The organism is Streptomyces sp. WZ-12, from assembly GCF_028898845.1.
Taxonomy (GTDB): Bacteria; Actinomycetota; Actinomycetes; order Streptomycetales; family Streptomycetaceae; genus Streptomyces.
Window position 1 is genome coordinate 4,840,518 of the sequence record NZ_CP118574.1, and the last position, 16,937, is coordinate 4,857,454.

Genomic DNA, 16,937 nt, shown 5'->3' on the forward strand with positions numbered 1-16,937 from the left:
GTCGCGCACGCAACCGTCGCGCAGGCGCCGGCGTCCTCCCGAAGGGTCTGGTGAGGATAAGCGCCCCATAAAAGTTGAGTGGCCCTGACTCAGGTCTGTTGACAGGATCGATCGGGTGCTGCACGCTTGAGCCTGTTCCACTCAAGTTAGCTGGAGGAATCGAAATGGCACGTGCGGTCGGCATCGACCTGGGCACGACTAACTCCGTCGTCAGTGTTCTCGAAGGCGGTGAGCCCACCGTCATCACCAACGCCGAGGGCGCCAGGACCACGCCGTCCGTCGTCGCCTTCGCCAAGAACGGCGAGGTGCTGGTCGGCGAGGTCGCCAAGCGCCAGGCGGTGACCAACGTCGAGCGGACGATCCGTTCGGTCAAGCGCCACATGGGCACTGACTGGAAGATCAACATCGACGAGAAGGACTTCAACCCGCAGCAGATCTCTGCGTTCATCCTGCAGAAGCTGAAGCGGGACGCGGAGTCCTACCTCGGCGAGAAGGTCACCGACGCGGTCATCACCGTCCCGGCGTACTTCAACGACTCCGAGCGCCAGGCCACCAAGGAGGCCGGTGAGATCGCGGGCCTCAACGTCCTGCGCATCGTCAACGAGCCCACCGCCGCCGCCCTGGCCTACGGCCTGGAGAAGGAAGACCAGACCATTCTCGTCTTCGACCTCGGCGGTGGCACCTTCGACGTGTCGCTGCTGGAGATCGGTGACGGCGTCGTCGAGGTCAAGGCCACCAACGGTGACAACCACCTCGGTGGTGACGACTGGGACCAGCGCATCGTCGACTACCTGGTCAAGCAGTTCAACAACGGCCACGGCGTCGACCTCGCCAAGGACAAGATGGCGCTCCAGCGCCTGCGCGAGGCCGCCGAGAAGGCGAAGATCGAGCTGTCCTCGTCCAGCGAGACGACGATCAACCTGCCCTACATCACCGCCTCCGCCGAGGGCCCGCTGCACCTGGACGAGAAGCTCACGCGCTCGCAGTTCCAGCAGCTCACCTCGGACCTGCTCGACCGCTGCAAGACCCCGTTCCACAACGTGATCAAGGACGCCGGCATCGCGCTGTCCGAGATCGACCACGTGGTCCTGGTCGGCGGCTCGACCCGGATGCCCGCCGTCGCCGAGCTCGTCAAGGAGCTGACCGGCGGCAAGGACGCCAACAAGGGCGTCAACCCGGACGAGGTCGTCGCCATGGGCGCCAGCCTCCAGGCCGGTGTGCTCAAGGGTGAGGTCAAGGACGTCCTGCTGCTGGACGTCACCCCGCTGTCCCTCGGTATCGAGACCAAGGGCGGCATCATGACCAAGCTGATCGAGCGCAACACCACGATCCCGACGAAGCGTTCGGAGATCTTCACGACGGCCGAGGACAACCAGCCGTCCGTGCAGATCCAGGTCTACCAGGGCGAGCGCGAGATCGCGGCGTACAACAAGAAGCTGGGGATGTTCGAGCTGACCGGCCTGCCGCCGGCGCCGCGCGGCGTCCCGCAGATCGAGGTCTCCTTCGACATCGACGCCAACGGCATCATGCACGTGACCGCCAAGGACCTGGGCACGGGCAAGGAGCAGAAGATGACCGTCACCGGCGGCTCCTCGCTGCCGAAGGACGAGGTCGACCGCATGCGTGAGGAGGCCGAGCGCTACGCGGAGGAGGACCACCAGCGTCGCGAGGCCGCCGAGACCCGCAACCAGGGCGAGCAACTGGTCTACCAGACCGAGAAGTTCCTCAAGGACAACGAGGACAAGGTGCCCGCCGAGGTCAAGACCGAGGTCGAGACCGCCGTCGGCGAGCTCAAGGAGAAGCTCAAGGGCGAGGACACGGCCGAGATCAAGACCGCGGCCGAGAAGGTCGCCGCGGTCTCCCAGAAGCTGGGCCAGGCCATGTACGCCGACGCGCAGGCGGCCCAGGGTGCCGAGGGCGCCCAGGCCGGCGGCCAGCAGCAGGCCAAGGCCGAGGACGACGTCGTGGACGCCGAGATCGTCGACGACGAGAAGCCGAAGAAGGACGGTGCGGCGTGACGGAGGAGACCCCGGGCTTCGAGGAGAAGCCCGACGTCCCTTCCGATGCCGCCCCCGAAGACGCGGCACCGGCCGAGTCCGCCGACAAGGCGGGCTCGGCCCCGGCCGGGGACGTCCAGGACGCAAGTCTGACGGCTCAGTTGGACCAGGTGCGCACCGCGCTCAGCGAGCGCACCACCGACCTCCAGCGCCTCCAGGCGGAGTACCAGAACTACCGCCGCCGGGTGGAGCGGGACCGTGTGTCGGTCAAGGAGATCGCGGTCGCCAACCTGCTCTCCGAGCTCCTGCCGGTGCTCGACGACATCGGTCGGGCCCGGGAGCACGGCGAGTTGGTCGGCGGCTTCAAGTCGGTGGCCGAATCGCTGGAGACGGTGGCGGCCAAGCTGGGTCTGCAGCAGTTCGGCAAGGAGGGCGAGCCCTTCGACCCGACGATCCACGAAGCGCTGATGCACTCCTACGCGCCCGACGTCACGGAGACGACATGCGTCGCCATCCTGCAGCCCGGGTATCGCATCGGTGAGCGCACGATCCGCCCCGCGCGGGTCGCGGTCGCCGAGCCGCAGCCGGGTGCGCAGGGCGCCAAGTCGGCCTCCGACGAGGAGCCCAAGGGCGCCGAGGGCGGTAAGGGAGCCGAGGGTGCCGAGGCCGCGGACAAGGAGAACGGTGGCCCGGACGAGGGCTGACGTGCGGGCCGGAACGAGAGCCGTTCGGAAGGAGGGACGTCGAGGATGAGCACCAAGGACTTCGTGGAGAAGGACTACTACAAGGTCCTCGGCGTCCCCAAGGACGCCACCGAAGCGGAGATCAAGAAGGCGTACCGCAAGCTGGCCCGGGAGAACCACCCGGACGCCAACAAGGGCGACGCCAAGGCCGAGGAGCGCTTCAAGGAGATCTCCGAGGCCAACGACGTGCTCGGCGACGCCAAGCGCCGCAAGGAGTACGACGAGGCCCGGGCGCTGTTCGGCAACGGCGGCTTCCGGCCCGGCCCCGGCGGGGGCGGGAGCTTCAACTTCGACCTCGGCGACCTCTTCGGGGGCGCCGGGGGCGCGGGCGGCTCCGGCTCCGGTGCCGGCGGTTTCGGCGGCGGGCTCGGGGACGTCTTCGGCGGCCTGTTCAACCGCGGCGGCGCCGGCACCGGCACCCGCACGCAGCCGCGCCGCGGCCAGGACATCGAGTCCGAGGTGACGCTCAGCTTCACCGAGGCGGTCGACGGGGCCACGGTCCCGCTGCGGATGTCCAGCCAGGCGCCCTGCAAGGCGTGTTCGGGCACCGGCGACAAAAACGGTACGCCGCGGGTCTGCCCGACCTGTGTCGGCACCGGCCAGATCAGCCGGGGCGCGGGCGGCGGCTTCTCGCTCACCGACCCGTGCGCCGACTGCAAGGGCCGCGGCCTGATCGCGCAGGAGCCCTGCGAGGTCTGCAAGGGCAGCGGCCGGGCGTCCAGCGCCCGCACGATGCAGGTCCGCATCCCCGCGGGCGTCTCCGACGGGCAGCGCATCCGGCTGCGCGGCAAGGGCGCTCCGGGCGAGCACGGCGGCCCGGCCGGTGACCTCTACGTGGTCGTCCATGTCGAGGCCCACCCGGTCTTCGGCCGCAAGGGCGACAACCTCACCGTCACGGTGCCGGTCACCTTCCCGGAGGCCGCGCTCGGCGGCGAGGTCAAGGTGCCGACGCTGGGCGGCCCGCCGGTCACGCTCAAGCTGCCGGCCGGCACGCCCAACGGACGCACCATGCGGGCCCGCGGCAAGGGCGCGACCCGTAAGGACGGCACCCGCGGTGATCTGCTGGTCACCATAGAGGTGGTCGTTCCCAAGGACCTCGGCGACCAGGCCAGGCAGGCGCTGGAGTCCTATCGCGAGGCGACCGCGGGCCCGGACCCGCGGGCGGAGCTGTTCCAGGCCGCGAAGGGAGCATGAGATGGACAGCCGGGGCGGGCAGCGTCGTAACCCGTATGAACTGACCGAAGAATCGCCGGTGTACGTCATCTCCGTCGCGGCCCAGCTCTCCGGCCTGCACCCGCAGACCCTGCGGCAGTACGACCGCCTGGGGCTGGTCTCGCCCGACCGCACGGCCGGGCGGGGCCGCCGCTACTCCGCCCGCGACATCGAACTGCTGCGCACCGTCCAGCAGTTGTCGCAGGAGGAGGGCATCAACCTCGCCGGCATCAAGCGCATCATCGAGCTGGAGAACCAGGTCGCGGCGCTCCAGCAGCGGGTCGCCGAGCTCCAGGGCGCCCTGGAGGGCGCGGCCAGCACGATGCGGCAGCGGGAGGCGGCGGTGCACGCCTCGTACCGCCGCGATCTGGTGCCGTACCAGGACGTGCAGCAGACCAGCGCGTTGGTCGTCTGGCGGCCCAAGCGGTCGTCGGAGTGACGCCGCGGTCGACGCGATGAAGGGCCGGGATGGCGCAGCCACCCCGGCCCTTCGCGCATTCCCGCCCAACTCCCCCGTGGTCAGCAGCCGTTGTAGCCCGCGGTGGGCATCGACAGCCGCCGGTGCACCCGCGACTTCATCGCCAGGGTGTAGACCGGCTCGTCCAGGTCGGCGGTCTCCAGTCGGACGCCGGCCGCCGCGCAGCGTTCGGTGAACTCGTCGGCGCCGTTGATGGCGTACTCCAGCGCCCGGCGGTTGGGCGCGACGAACACGTCGACCAGGCCCTTTTCGACGTCGTGCCACAGTGCGCTGTGGTCGGCGCGCAGTTGGTGCAGGCTGAGCTGGCAGGTCAGGCGGTAGTCACGGGCTGCCGCCCACTGTTTGCACATGGCGTGCTGGCTGCGGTCATCGACCAGGAACGGATCCTCGTCCAGCTCGGACAGCGGCATCAGGCAGGCGATCGCCGTCACTCGGACCGAGTTCATCGTGCCCTCCGGGGCGTGGCGACTGTGGGGGCGACGATACCCCCGCGAAGGGCCCGGGGTGGAGGGGCGGCGCCGGGCGGCGACGCATATCCGCAGGCGTGGCAGATCTTCCAGCCGTCCTGATTCACGGCCAACTGCCCGCCGCAGCGCGGGCAGTTCTCGGCGCACGGGCGGGGACGCCTGGTGCGTTTCCCGGGCAGCGGGCGCGGAACGGTCGTCGTGTTGCGTAGTGCCGACGCCATGCGGCCTCCCACTGCCGTCTTTTCTGCCCGGGACAGGTCCGATGCCGCTCACGGATGTGCGGAGGTGTTCGGTTCCTGCCGTTCTTGAGTACCAGTTGGGGGCCCAGGAGCGGATTTGAACGGTCCGGTTTCGGCCAGGTCCGGACCTGGTGGACGGGCCGGCCCGCCCGGTACCCGTACCGGCCAGGCGCGTCGGCGGGCATACGGCCGATACCAGGGGCGTGGTGCGCGGGCGCGCAGGGTGGCGGGGCGGGTGCCGGCGGGGCGCTCAGGCCCGCCCGAGGGCCCGGGCCACCGCGATCTCGATCAGCACGCGGTCCGGGTTGGGCGACGGGGTCCGGCCGTACCGCTCGGCGTACCGGCGCTCGGCGTCGGCCACCGCCGCCGCGTCGGTCCGCACCCGGGCGATGCCCTCCAGGGTCGCCCAGCGGCGGCGGTCCACCTGGCACACCGCCACCCGCGCCCCGTCGACGCCGGCGGCGAGGACGTTCTTGGCCTTGGTGCTGTCCTTGCGGGTGATGACCCGCGCGATCCGCTGCCCGGCGTCGTAGGTGACGCCGACCGGGACGACGTGCGGGGTGCCGTTGGCCCGCGGCGTCGTGAGGGTCGACATGAGGTGCTCGTCCCAGAAGGCGAGGTACTCGGGGGGCAGTGCGCTCAGGTCGTGGGCCATGGGGCCAGGGTAGTTGGGGGCCGGAGGGCGGCCCCCGGCCGGTCACTCGAACTCGGTCGTCTCCAGGTCGAAGGAGAAGGGGGCGGGGAGGGGGAGGGCTTTGCCGAAGGGGACGGTGGTGCTGCCCCCGTAGTCCCCGTCGGAAGGCTCGCTGAACAGCGTCACTGCCGACCTGTCGTGGTCGACGAGGAGGTAGAGCGGAATACCGGCACGCGCGTAGGCGTACCTCTTTCCCTCGCGGTCGTTGCGGGGCTTGCTCGACGTCACCTCGACGACCATGGCGACGCCGTCGCTGGGCATCCAGGGCGGTGCGCCCCGGAAGAGGCGCAAGGAGCGCGGGGCGAAGGTGGCGTTGGGGATCACATGGTCTGCGGGATGGTCGCCCGAGCTGGAGAGGACCAACCCCTTGCCGCCCGAGCTCCGCATGGGCGTTGCCGATTGCCCATACACCTGCTCGTTGATGATGCCCAGGTAGTCCTCGTGGTCGCCGTCCGTCGGCGGTGTCACAACAAGCTCCCCCTCGACGAGCTCGGCCCGGAACCCCTCAGGGGTGTCCAGGCTGAGAAAGAAGTCCAGGAGGGTTTCCTTGTCCGTGGCCATCGGCTCGTGTGCCATAGCCGTCATGCTGCACCTCCTTGTGGTCGAAGGCCAGTGTCACGGGCCCCGCCGGCGGGATGAAGCCGATGGTCGGATCTTCACTCGTAAGCGTGAGCGATTTACTTGAGTGGAGTAGACTCAACTTATCGCATGTTGAGCAAGGCAGGATTGGATAGGGGAGCGCGCGGAGCGCCGGACGCACGAGGAGGATCAGGCAGACGTGGACGCCGAGCTGACCAACAAGAGCCGGGAGGCGCTGAGCGCCGCCAATGAGCGGGCGGTCACCGCCGGGCACGCGGACATGACGTCCGCGCACCTCTTGCTCGCCCTGCTCGCCGGGCAGGACAACGAGAACATCATGGATCTGCTGGCGGCCGTCGAGGCGGACGCCGCCCAGCTCCGTTCCGGCGCCGAGCGGCAGCTCGCCGGGCTGCCCAGCATCCAGGGCTCGACCGTGGCCCCGCCGCAGCCGGACCGCGAGCTGCTCGCCGTCATCGCGGACGCCGCCCAGCGCGCCAAGGAGCTGGGCGACGCCTACATCTCCACCGAGCACCTGCTCATCGGCATCGCCGCCAAGGGCGGTCGCACCGGTGAGCTGCTGGAGCAGCAGGGCGCCACCGCCAAGAAGCTGCTGGCCGCCTTCGAGGCCAGCCGCGGCGGCCAGCGGGTGACCAACGCCGATCCGGAGGGCACGTACAAGGCGTTGGAGAAGTTCGGTACGGATTTCACTGCGGCGGCTCGTGAGGGCAAGTTGGATCCGGTGATTGGGCGGGATCAGGAGATTCGGCGGGTGGTGCAGGTGTTGTCCCGTCGTACGAAGAACAATCCGGTGTTGATTGGTGAGCCGGGTGTGGGCAAGACCGCGGTGGTGGAGGGGTTGGCGCAGCGGATTGTGAAGGGGGATGTGCCGGAGTCGTTGCGTGACAAGCGGTTGGTTGCGTTGGATTTGGGGGCGATGGTTGCGGGGGCGAAGTATCGGGGTGAGTTTGAGGAGCGGTTGAAGACCGTTTTGGCGGAGATCAAGGCCAGTGATGGGCAGGTGATCACGTTCATTGATGAGTTGCACACGGTGGTTGGTGCGGGTGCTGGTGGGGATTCGGCGATGGATGCGGGCAACATGCTCAAGCCGATGCTGGCGCGGGGTGAGTTGCGGATGGTGGGTGCGACGACGCTGGATGAGTACCGCGAGCGGATCGAGAAGGATCCGGCGTTGGAGCGGCGTTTTCAGCAGGTGTTGGTGGCGGAGCCGACCGTTGAGGACACGGTGGCGATCCTGCGGGGGTTGAAGGGGCGTTACGAGGCGCACCACAAGGTGCAGATCGCCGATTCGGCGTTGGTGGCCGCGGCCACCCTCTCCGACCGCTACATCACCTCCCGTTTCCTGCCGGACAAGGCCATCGACCTGGTCGATGAGGCGGCTTCCCGGCTGCGGATGGAGATCGACTCCTCGCCGGTGGAGATCGACGAACTCCAGCGCTCGGTGGACCGGTTGAAGATGGAGGAGCTGGCGCTCAAGAACGAGACCGACGCCGGCTCGGTGGCGCGGCTGGAGAAGCTGCGCAAGGACCTGGCGGACAAGGAGGAGGAGCTGCGTGGGCTGACCGCGCGGTGGGAGAAGGAGAAGCAGTCCCTCAACCGCGTCGGTGAGCTCAAGGAGCGGCTGGACGAGTTGCGGGGGCAGGCGGAGCGGGCCCAGCGCGACGGCGACTTCGACACCGCCTCCCAACTGCTCTATGGCGAGATCCCGGGCCTGGAGCGGGAGTTGGCGCAGGCCGCGCAGGCGGAGGCCGAGCAGGAGGCGGCCAAGGAGTCGATGGTCAAGGAGGAGGTCGGCCCGGACGACATCGCCGACGTGGTCGGCTCCTGGACCGGCATCCCCGCCGGACGACTGCTGGAAGGCGAGAGCCACAAGCTGCTGCGCATGGAGGAGGAGCTGGGCAGGCGGCTGATCGGTCAGGGCGAGGCGGTCCGCGCGGTCTCCGACGCGGTGCGCCGCACCCGTGCGGGTATCGCTGATCCGGATCGGCCCACCGGCTCCTTCCTCTTCCTTGGTCCCACCGGGGTGGGCAAGACCGAACTGGCCAAGGCGTTGGCCGACTTCCTCTTCGACGACGAGCGGGCGATGGTCCGCATCGACATGTCGGAGTACGGCGAGAAGCACAGCGTGGCCCGCCTGGTGGGCGCGCCTCCTGGTTACGTTGGGTATGAGGAGGGTGGTCAGCTTACGGAGGCGGTACGTCGTCGTCCGTACAGTGTGGTGTTGCTCGATGAGGTGGAGAAGGCGCATCACGAGGTCTTCGACATCTTGTTGCAGGTGTTGGATGACGGTCGGCTCACGGATGGTCAGGGGCGCACCGTCGACTTCCGGAACACCATCCTCATCCTGACCTCCAACCTCGGCTCCGCTTTCCTGATGGATCCGTTGCTGAAGGAGGAGCAGAAGAGGGAGAAGGTGCTGGAGGCGGTGCGTGCCGCCTTCCGTCCGGAGTTCCTCAACCGGCTTGATGATCTGGTGGTGTTCCATCCGTTGGGCACTGATCAGCTTCAGCGGATCGCGCGGATTCAGTTGGACCACCTGCAGCGTCGCCTGGGCGACCGCCGCCTCACCCTGGACGTCACCGACCGCGCGCTGACCTGGCTCGCCTGGCTCGGCCAGGAGCCGGTCGTCGACGCTCCGGCCCCGGACCTCTCCTACGGAGCCCGCCCGCTGCGCCGCCTGGTCCAGACGGCCATCGGTGATCAGTTGGCGCGCGCCATCCTGGCCGGCGACGTGCTCGACGGGGACACGGTCCGGGTGGACGTGGACACCGACGGCGAGCGCTTGTCGGTGGCCGCGGTGCGCCCCGCGGCCTGACGGCGCCGGGCGCCCCGCGGCCGCGCCGTCGCCCCCATACGCGCCGGTCCGCCGCCCCGGGGTTGCCAGGACCGGGAGCGTATGGGGGAGGATGGCAGGGACCATACGAAGGGAATTCCACGGTGAGCATCGACCCGTCCTCGATTCCGAATTTCGGGGGCCAGCCCGAACCGCAGCCGTCGGGGCCTGAGGGGCCCGTCGTCCCCGACCAGGACCTGGTCAAGCAGTTGCTCGACCAGATGGAGCTGAAGTACGTCGTCGACGAGGAGGGTGACCTCGCCGCCCCGTGGGAGCAGTTCCGCACGTACTTCATGTTCCGCGGTGAGGCGGAGCAGGAGATCTTCTCCGTCCGCACGTTCTACGACCGCGCCCACGACATCGACGAGAAGCTGAAGCTGCTGGAGGCGATCGACGACTGGAACCGTCGGACGCTCTGGCCCAAGGTGTACACCCACACCCACGACGACGGCAGCGTCCGTCTGATCGGTGAGGCATCGATGCTGGTCGGCACCGGCGTCTCGCTCGAACACTTCGTGTCGAGCACGGTGAGCTGGGTACGTGCCTCGATCGAATTCGACAAGTGGATCGTCGAGCAGCTCGGCCTGGAGGCCGAGATCGAAGGCGACTCCGACGAGAAGCCGGGCGACGACGAGGGCTGAGAGCCCCTCGCGTCCTGGCTGCCCGGGCCCCGGAACCGACGCCGTCGGCTCCGGGGCCCGCGGTCGTTCCCGGGCCGGCGCCCGGCCGCCTCACAGCGGTATCGCGGCGACGGTCAGCAGGTACGCCCCGTACCCGGAGGAGAGCGCGGCCAACGCGCCGCACAGCAGGGCGGTGGTGCGCCGGTGGGCCCCGGCCAGTGCCCGGGCCGCCGGCAGCAGCAGGGGGAAGGCCGGCAGCAGGAAACGCGGCTTCGACGCGAAGTAGTGGGTGCCGCCCAGGGCGAGGACGACCAGCACGGTGACGTAGCCGAGCACCGCGGCCGGCGGCCGGTCCGCCACCAGCAGGGCGTACAGCAGCAGCGCCACCGCGACCACGGCGAGCGCCATGCAGTACGCCGGTGGCGCCCCGGTGAGCACCAGGCGCCGGACCGCGCGCAGCGTGTCCCGGCCGAGGTCGAACCGCGAGCCCCACAGTGCCTGCACGTCGAGGTAGCCCAGCGGTCCGTGGCCGGTGTGCCACCCCACCCACAGCACGTACGCCAGCCACCCGGTCGGCGCCAGCAGCGCGGCCGCCCACAGTCGCCCGGGTGGCACCCGCCCGCCGGCCCGGCCGTCCGGGCGGCGCTGCCGCCAGGCCACGGCCACCACCGCCAGCTCCACCGCGGCGACGCTCGCCAGCGCGCTGGGCCGGGCCAGCCCCGCCAGCGCGGCCAGCGCCCCGGCCCACACCGGGCGCCGGGTCAGCAGCGCGTACAGCGACCAGGCGGCCAGCGCGGTCAGCAGCGGCTCGGTGTACGCCATCGACTCGACGACGGCGTGCGGCAGCAGCGCCCACAGGGCGACGAGCAGGACGCCGGTGCGCCGCCCGTGCAGGCGCTCGCCCACCGCGAAGATCCCCCAGGCCGCCGCCAGCGCCGCGGCCCAGGAGACCAGCAGCCCCGCGGAGGCCGCACCGAGGGGCACCGCCGCCCGTAGGGCCCGCACCAGCCACGGGTACAGCGGGAAGAACGCCAGGTCGGCCGCCGGCAGTTGGGGCCAGGTCCGGGTCACGGCCGGCGAACCATAGCCGTGCTGCGCGATGCTCAGGTACCACTGGGAGTCCCAGGACGCGCCCAGCAGCGTCCGCGGATGCCGGCCGGTGTGCCGGGCCCAGCCCGCCACGCACAGCACCCCGATGCCCCGGATCCCGGCGAACAGCAGCAGCGCCGGCCCCGCCCGTCGCGCCGCGGCCGCCACCCGTTCCCCGCCGGCCGCTGACGGCTCCCCGCCGCCCCCCAACGTCTCGGCGACCACCGCCCACCTCCGCTCACCCGTCGTCGCACCCGACTCTCGGTGCCCGTGCCGGGGCGTGCGAGCGGGGTGGTCGGATCGGGTGGCGCGCCGGTGGGCGGCTACAGCCGCTTGAGGCGGTCCGCCGCCTCCCGGAGCACCTCGACGCTCTTGCAGAACGCGAAGCGGACGAAGGGCGCGCCCTGGTCCTGGTGGTCGTAGAAGACGGCGTTGGGGATGGCGACGACGCCGGCGCGCTCGGGCAGCGAGCGGCAGAACGCGAAGCCGTCGCCCTCGCCGAGCGGGCGGATGTCGGTGGTGATGAAGTACGTGCCGGCCGGGCGGAAGACCTGGAAGCCGGCGTCGGCCAGGCCGGTGGCGAGGATGTCGCGCTTGGCGCGCAGATCGTCGCGGAGCCCGGTGAAGTAGGAGTCGGGCAGGGCCAGCGCCTCGGCCACGGCGTACTGGAAGGGGCCGGCCGAGACGTAGGTGAGGAACTGCTTGGCGGAGCGGACCGCGGTGATCAGCGCGGGGGCGGCGGTCACCCAGCCGACCTTCCAGCCGGTGAACGAGAAGGTCTTGCCGGCCGAGCCGATGGTGACGGTGCGCTCGCGCATACCGGGGAACGAGGCGAGCGGCAGGTGTTCGCCCTCGAAGACCAGGTGTTCGTAGACCTCGTCGGTGATGACCAACAGGTCGCGCTCGACGGCGAGTTCGGCGATGGCGGCGAGCTCTTCGGAGGTCAGGACGGTGCCGGTGGGGTTGTGGGGGGTGTTGAGGAGGAGCAGGCGGGTGTCGTCGGTGAGGGCGTCGCGGAGCTCGTCGAGGTCGAGGTGGTACCGGCCGGTCTCCGCGGAGGGGCGCAGGGTCACCGGGACGCGGTGGCCGCCGGCCATCGCGATGCAGGCGGCGTAGGAGTCGTAGTAGGGCTCCAGGGCGATGACCTCGTCGCCCGGCTCGACCAGGGCGAGCAGCGCGGCGGCGATGGCCTCGGTGGCGCCGGCGGTGACCAGGACCTCGGTGTCGGGGTCGTAGGACAGGCCGCGGTGTCCGTAGAAGCGCTGGTGGTGGGCGGCGACGGCGGCGCGGAGTTCGGGGATGCCGGGGCCCGGCGGGTACTGGTTGCCACGACCGTCGCGGAGGGCGCGCACCGCCGCCTCCCGGACCTCCTCCGGACCGTCGGCATCGGGGAAGCCCTGGCCGAGGTTGATGGAGCCGGTGCGTTGGGCGAGCGCCGACATCTCGGCGAAGATCGTGGTGCCGAAGGCGGCGAGGCGGCGGTTGAGCAGCGGTCGGTCCATGGGCGCCATCCTCCGCCCAACCTCTGGAGTTCCTCAACTGTGCTTTTGAGTCGCCGCGGGCCGGGCACAAGCCACCTGACCATGGAAGACGGCGGCGGCCCGACCGGGCGGCCGGTGGCGCGGGGCGGCGCGGCAGCGGCGTACCGGCGCCGACGGAGCGATGCCCTCCCCCTGCCCGAAGGCGCGGGAGGTGCCCCACGCTTCGGGGGAACGGAAGGGGTGTGAGGCAGTCATGCTGGGATTCGTGGTGTTCGCGGTGCTGGTGATCCTCGTGCTGGTGGCGGTGGGCCTGGCCGCGCGGGGCGGCTCCCGTAAGCGGGGCCGTGGCGGCAGGTACGCGGGGGCCGGCAGCGCCAGCAGCGTTGGCAGCGGCGGCAGTTGGTGGGTGGCCGGGAGCGACGGGGGTTCCGGCGGGGGCGGTGGGCACCACCCTCACCACTCCTCGTGCGGCGGGGGCGGCGGCCACCACGGCGGACACTCCTGTGGCGGGGGCTCCTCCTGCGGTGGCGGGGGTGGCTGCGGTGGCGGCTCCTGACAGTGGCGCCGGGGGCCGATGAAGCCTCCGGGAGGCGCTCGTACGCATGTGCCCATGACCGCGGAACGCATCCGTCCGCGGTCATGGGCACCGCCCTTTTCCGGGGCGTCCAGAACCGTCTATATGGGGCTTCTCCGGGCTCCCCGTCGACACACATGCGGCCAGCTCATGCGGCCTCGCATATGCGCCCGGCGAGTGGCGTGAAATGGCCCAACACCCTTTGTGCGATGGGGTGTTGAACAGGTGAACTGCGGGGCCCTCTAGGGGATGGAAACCAGGGCGAAGATGGGTAAAAACGCTGTGAGCACCACCCGATTCGTGATTCCCTCTCCCTTGGGAATCCCCCAGTTCTCGGACCTCGCGTGGGCACGAGCCGGCAGGCAGTCACTGCTCCCTGATCCCCTTCACGGACGGGCCGACCCACCAACCCCTGCGTGCTTGCGGAGCCGCCCCATGCTCACGACCCTGAAAACGGCCTACACCGATACCCGAGCATCCGATCTGGCCTGGGCCCTGGGCAGGGAACCCCTGCCGGCGCTGGCCGTACTGAATCTTCAACTCGACGGAGCCCACGTGCAGTTGAGGCTGCTCGGGGCCTCTCATCAGGTGCTGCTCGAAGAGGAGCACGGCACGTGTTCCGAGACCGTCGCCTGTATGCCGGGCAGCAGCACGCCGCTGCCGCTGGGCGTGGCCAAACGGTTGGGTGACTGGGAGTACGAGTTCGCGGCGCACGTCGAGACGCTCTCGCGCGGCTCGTTCGCCGGCCGGGCGCAGGAGTTGCTCGCGCTGGTCGCCGAGCATCCGAACGGCCTCGCCGGCACGTTCCCCGGCTCCCCGCACGCCTTCACCGCCATGCTGGCGCGGCGTCAGCAGGGTCAGGTGCGCTGGCGCACCTGGCACGCCTATCCGCAGGAGGGGCGGCTGGTGGCCACCCGGACGCGGGTCGGGGTGCGGGCGGCGGTCGCGGCCTAGGGTGCTTCTGACGGATCTCCGTGGTGTCGATCGAGGCGTGTGGTGTGCCGCTTCCGTGGATGCTTCAACTGGTGTGCGCAGCACCTAGAGTGCACTCCTGTGGGTGACGTAGTGCCGCCTTCTCGTCACGTAGCGTTCATGTCATGATCGACCCGCCAGAGCCCCTCGTCGTCGGCGCGCTCAGGCCGCCGGAGGTCCTGACGCCGGCCCGCCTGCCGGTGCCGTGCGGGCTCGGTCGGCTGCTGGTGCTCACCGTGGTCTTCGTCTGCGCGGCCTGCGGTCTGGTCTACGAGCTCGAACTGGTCGCCCTGGCAAGCTACTTGACCGGCGACTCGGTCACCCAGGCGTCGGTCGTGCTGTCCTTCATGGTGTTCGCGATGGGCGTCGGGGCGCTGCTGGCCAAGCGGTTGCGCTGCCGGGCCGCGGTCGGCTTCGGCGCGGTCGAGACGGTGCTGGCGCTGGTCGGCGGCGGCTCCGCGATGGCGCTCCACGCCAGCTTCGCCTGGCTGGGCCAGTCCCGCACCGCGCTGGTCGGCTTCTCGCTCGGCATCGGCGTGCTGATCGGCGCCGAGATACCACTGCTGATGACGCTGATCCAGCGGGTGCGCCGGCAGGACGCCGGCGGCGCGGTGGCCGACCTGTTCGCCGCGGACTACGTCGGCGCGCTGGTCGGCGGACTGGCCTTCCCCTTCCTCCTGCTGCCCTGCCTGGGGCAGTTGACGGGCGCGCTGGTCACTGGCGCGGTCAACCTCCTCGCCGGCGCGGTGCTGGTGCTGTGGCTCTTCGGCCGCGACCTGACCCCCCGCGCGCGCTGGGTGCTGCTCGCCGCCAACGCGCTGGCGCTCGCGCTGCTCGGTGCGGGGATGGCGCTGGCCGGCCCGTTCGAGCAGGCCGCGCGCCGGGCGGTGTACGGGACGGCGGCCCGGGTGGCGGAGCAGACCGGCGTCCAGGAGGTGGTGCTGACCGGTGGCACGGACGTCCCGCAGGACGACGACGGTGGCGCGGGGAGCGGCTCGGGACGCGGGAGGAAAGGTTCCGGCAGGCCGCTGGAGCTCTATCTCGACGGCCGGCTGAAGGTCAGCTCCGACAGCGAACGGGCCTACCACCGGGCGCTGGTGGGCCCGGCGATGGCCGGCGGCCGGCACGCCCGGGTCCTGGTCCTCGGCGGCGGCGACGGCCTGGCCGCGCGCGAGCTGCTGCGCTACCGCGCGGTCCGCTCGGTGACGGTGGTGGAGATCGACCCGGAGGTGGTCCGACTGGCGCGCACCGACCCGGGGTTGTCCGCCCTCAACCGGCACGCGCTCGACGACCCCCGGGTCCGGGTGGTCACCGCCGACTCCTTCAACTGGCTGCGGCAGCAGGTCCGTTCGCGCCGCGGCCGGGCCGCGCGGTACGACGTGGTGGTCTCCGACCTCCCCGACCCCGGCATCACCGCCAGCACCAAGCTCTACTCCCAGGAGTTCTACGGCCTCGCCCTGCGGACGCTCGCCCCCGACGGGCGGCTGGCGGTGCACGCCGGGCCGCCGCTCGCCCGGGCCCGGGTGTACTGGACGGTGGAGGCGACGCTGCGCTCGGTGGGCCTCGCGACAGTGCCGTACCAGGTCGCCGGCCGGCGAGCGGACTTCTCCGGTAGCCCGGACCGCTCGGTCGCCCCGCTCCCCCCGCCGGCCGGGCCCGGTGCGCGGGGCGGTCCGCCGTCCGCGGCGCCGCCGGGCCCCACGCGGTACTGGGGCTTCGTGCTGGCCGCCCGGCGGCCGCCCCGGCTCGTCGCGGCGCCGGACGCCCCGCCCACCGCCGCCCCGCTGCGCGACCTGTGGGACGGCTGGCGGGGCGGGGCCCGCAAGCGCATCCCCGGGCTGCCGCCCTCGACGCTGATGCACCCGCGGTACGGGCAATGAGCGGCACGGACACCGCGCCGAGGGGTGCCCCTGGCACGGGCAGAGGAATTAGGCTCCCATGCCATGGAGCATGAGGTGTACGTTCCGTTTCCCGTCCGGACCGTGCGACGGGCGCTCACCGAACCGGAGCGCGTGGCGCGCTGCGTCCCAGGAGTCCAACTCGACGCCGACGCCGCCGCGCACCGCCCCCAGGGCCGGCTGCGGCTGCGGGTCGGCAGCTCCACCATCACCTACCGCGGCACCCTGACCGTCGACGGCGGCCCGGCCGACGCCCCGGGGGACGCCTCCCCCGGCGTCGACGGCCCCCTCGCCCCGGTGACCGTCGAGATGTCCGGCACCGAGACCCGGGGCGACGGTTCGGTGGCGGTGACGCTGACCGTGCGGCTGGCCCCGGCCACCGAGCCCGGCCCCGGGACGACGCTGATGTGCACCGGCGCGGTCACCCTCGGCGGCCGACTGGCCGCCGCCGAGGGCCAGTTGGCGGGGACCGCCGGGCGCCGGCTGCTGGACCGCTTCGCGGAGAACCTCGCGGCGGACCTGGCGGACCGTCCGCTGGCCGCACTGCCCGAGGACTCCGGGACGGTGCCGCAGAGCATCTTCGACACCGAGGTGCCGCCGCCGTCGCTCGACCCGCTCAGCGACGCCGAGGACGACGTCAGCGTGGTCGCCGACCCCGAGGACCCGGCCGGGACCGAGGCGGTGGGGGCCGCCCCCGACGAGGCCGCCCCCGCGCTCGACGACTCCGACGACCTCGACACCGCCGACGGCCCCGGCCCCGACGATCCGGAGGAACTGACCACGGCCGCGCCCGCGGAGGCCGCGCACGCCCGCCGGACGATGATCGGCCGCAGCGCGGAGGAGGTCGACCACGCCCCGCCGCGCGGCCGTTACGCGCCGGTGCCCGCGCCGGAGCCCGGCGGCGGCGCGGTGCCGCTGCGCTGGGCGGCGCCCGCCGCCGCGGTGGTGCTGGCGTCGGCGGTGGTGGTCGGACGGGTGCTGCGGCGGCGCCGGTGACCGGCCGGCCCGCGGGGGCGGGTGCCTGGTGTGCCGGGGTGGGCCAC

15 protein-coding genes are annotated in these 16,937 nt (G+C 71.6%); 10 read left to right on the forward strand and 5 right to left on the reverse strand.

The genetic code is table 11. The features are described from left to right. Window positions 1-164 precede the first annotated feature (164 nt). Genes dnaK through PV796_RS20940 form a run of 4 tightly spaced genes read left to right on the forward strand, consistent with a single transcriptional unit; the run spans window position 165 to window position 4,391 of the window. A complete protein-coding gene (gene dnaK / locus PV796_RS20925; RefSeq protein ID WP_274914837.1) occupies window positions 165-2,018 on the forward strand; it encodes a molecular chaperone DnaK in 1,854 nt (617 codons plus the stop codon). Then, window positions 2,015-2,701 carry a nucleotide exchange factor GrpE gene (gene grpE / locus PV796_RS20930; RefSeq protein ID WP_274914838.1) on the forward strand — a complete coding sequence of 229 codons (687 nt, stop codon included), beginning with the start codon at window positions 2,015-2,017 and terminating at the stop codon, window positions 2,699-2,701. Before dnaK ends, grpE begins: the two co-directional genes overlap by 4 nt. A gap of 45 nt (window positions 2,702-2,746) precedes the next feature. Further along, window positions 2,747-3,934, forward strand: a complete 1,188-nt coding sequence (gene dnaJ / locus PV796_RS20935) for a molecular chaperone DnaJ (RefSeq protein ID WP_274914839.1) — start codon at window positions 2,747-2,749, stop codon at window positions 3,932-3,934. Between the two features lies 1 nt (window position 3,935). Continuing rightward, window positions 3,936-4,391 (forward strand): heat shock protein transcriptional repressor HspR, encoded by a 456-nt coding sequence (locus PV796_RS20940; RefSeq protein ID WP_274914840.1) that lies wholly within the window; start codon window positions 3,936-3,938, stop codon window positions 4,389-4,391. 80 nt (window positions 4,392-4,471) lie between these two features. On the opposite strand, the gene PV796_RS20945 is transcribed toward PV796_RS20940, so the two are convergent. From PV796_RS20945 to PV796_RS20955, 3 genes are all read right to left on the reverse strand, one after another. Beyond that, a complete protein-coding gene (locus PV796_RS20945; protein WP_274914841.1) occupies window positions 4,472-4,876 on the reverse strand; it encodes a hypothetical protein in 405 nt (134 codons plus the stop codon). Between the two features lie 510 nt (window positions 4,877-5,386). Further along, window positions 5,387-5,791 carry a pyridoxamine 5'-phosphate oxidase family protein gene (locus PV796_RS20950; protein ID WP_274914842.1) on the reverse strand — a complete coding sequence of 135 codons (405 nt, stop codon included), beginning with the start codon at window positions 5,789-5,791 and terminating at the stop codon, window positions 5,387-5,389. A gap of 42 nt (window positions 5,792-5,833) precedes the next feature. Continuing rightward, window positions 5,834-6,415: a Uma2 family endonuclease gene (locus tag PV796_RS20955; RefSeq protein WP_274914843.1), complete on the reverse strand. Its 582-nt coding sequence runs from the start codon at window positions 6,413-6,415 to the stop codon at window positions 5,834-5,836. Window positions 6,416-6,608: 193 nt separating this feature from the next. Between PV796_RS20955 and clpB the strand changes: the two genes are divergently transcribed. Further along, complete coding sequence (gene clpB / locus PV796_RS20960; RefSeq protein WP_274914844.1) at window positions 6,609-9,242, forward strand: ATP-dependent chaperone ClpB; 2,634 nt, start codon at window positions 6,609-6,611, stop codon at window positions 9,240-9,242. Between the two features lie 122 nt (window positions 9,243-9,364). Continuing rightward, window positions 9,365-9,901 carry a YbjN domain-containing protein gene (locus PV796_RS20965; RefSeq protein ID WP_274914845.1) on the forward strand — a complete coding sequence of 179 codons (537 nt, stop codon included), beginning with the start codon at window positions 9,365-9,367 and terminating at the stop codon, window positions 9,899-9,901. Between the two features lie 90 nt (window positions 9,902-9,991). Here the strand turns inward: PV796_RS20965 and PV796_RS20970 are convergent, their stop codons facing one another. Next, a complete protein-coding gene (locus tag PV796_RS20970) occupies window positions 9,992-11,194 on the reverse strand; it encodes a hypothetical protein (protein ID WP_274914847.1) in 1,203 nt (400 codons plus the stop codon). A gap of 98 nt (window positions 11,195-11,292) precedes the next feature. Then, the gene (locus PV796_RS20975; protein ID WP_274914848.1) at window positions 11,293-12,471 is read right to left on the reverse strand and encodes a pyridoxal phosphate-dependent aminotransferase; all 1,179 of its coding nucleotides are present in this window, start codon (window positions 12,469-12,471) and stop codon (window positions 11,293-11,295) included. A gap of 232 nt (window positions 12,472-12,703) precedes the next feature. On the opposite strand from PV796_RS20975, the gene PV796_RS20980 reads away from it, so the two are divergent. The 4 genes from PV796_RS20980 (at window position 12,704) to PV796_RS20995 (ending at window position 16,890) form a co-directional block, all read left to right on the forward strand. Beyond that, complete coding sequence (locus PV796_RS20980; protein WP_274914849.1) at window positions 12,704-13,006, forward strand: hypothetical protein; 303 nt, start codon at window positions 12,704-12,706, stop codon at window positions 13,004-13,006. A gap of 453 nt (window positions 13,007-13,459) precedes the next feature. Beyond that, window positions 13,460-13,978 carry a DUF2617 family protein gene (locus tag PV796_RS20985; protein ID WP_274914850.1) on the forward strand — a complete coding sequence of 173 codons (519 nt, stop codon included), beginning with the start codon at window positions 13,460-13,462 and terminating at the stop codon, window positions 13,976-13,978. 143 nt (window positions 13,979-14,121) lie between these two features. Continuing rightward, entirely contained in the window at window positions 14,122-15,876 is a 1,755-nt protein-coding gene (locus PV796_RS20990; protein ID WP_274914851.1) for a polyamine aminopropyltransferase, read from the forward strand. A gap of 63 nt (window positions 15,877-15,939) precedes the next feature. Next, window positions 15,940-16,890 carry an SRPBCC domain-containing protein gene (locus tag PV796_RS20995; protein ID WP_274914852.1) on the forward strand — a complete coding sequence of 317 codons (951 nt, stop codon included), beginning with the start codon at window positions 15,940-15,942 and terminating at the stop codon, window positions 16,888-16,890. Window positions 16,891-16,937: the final 47 nt, after the last annotated feature.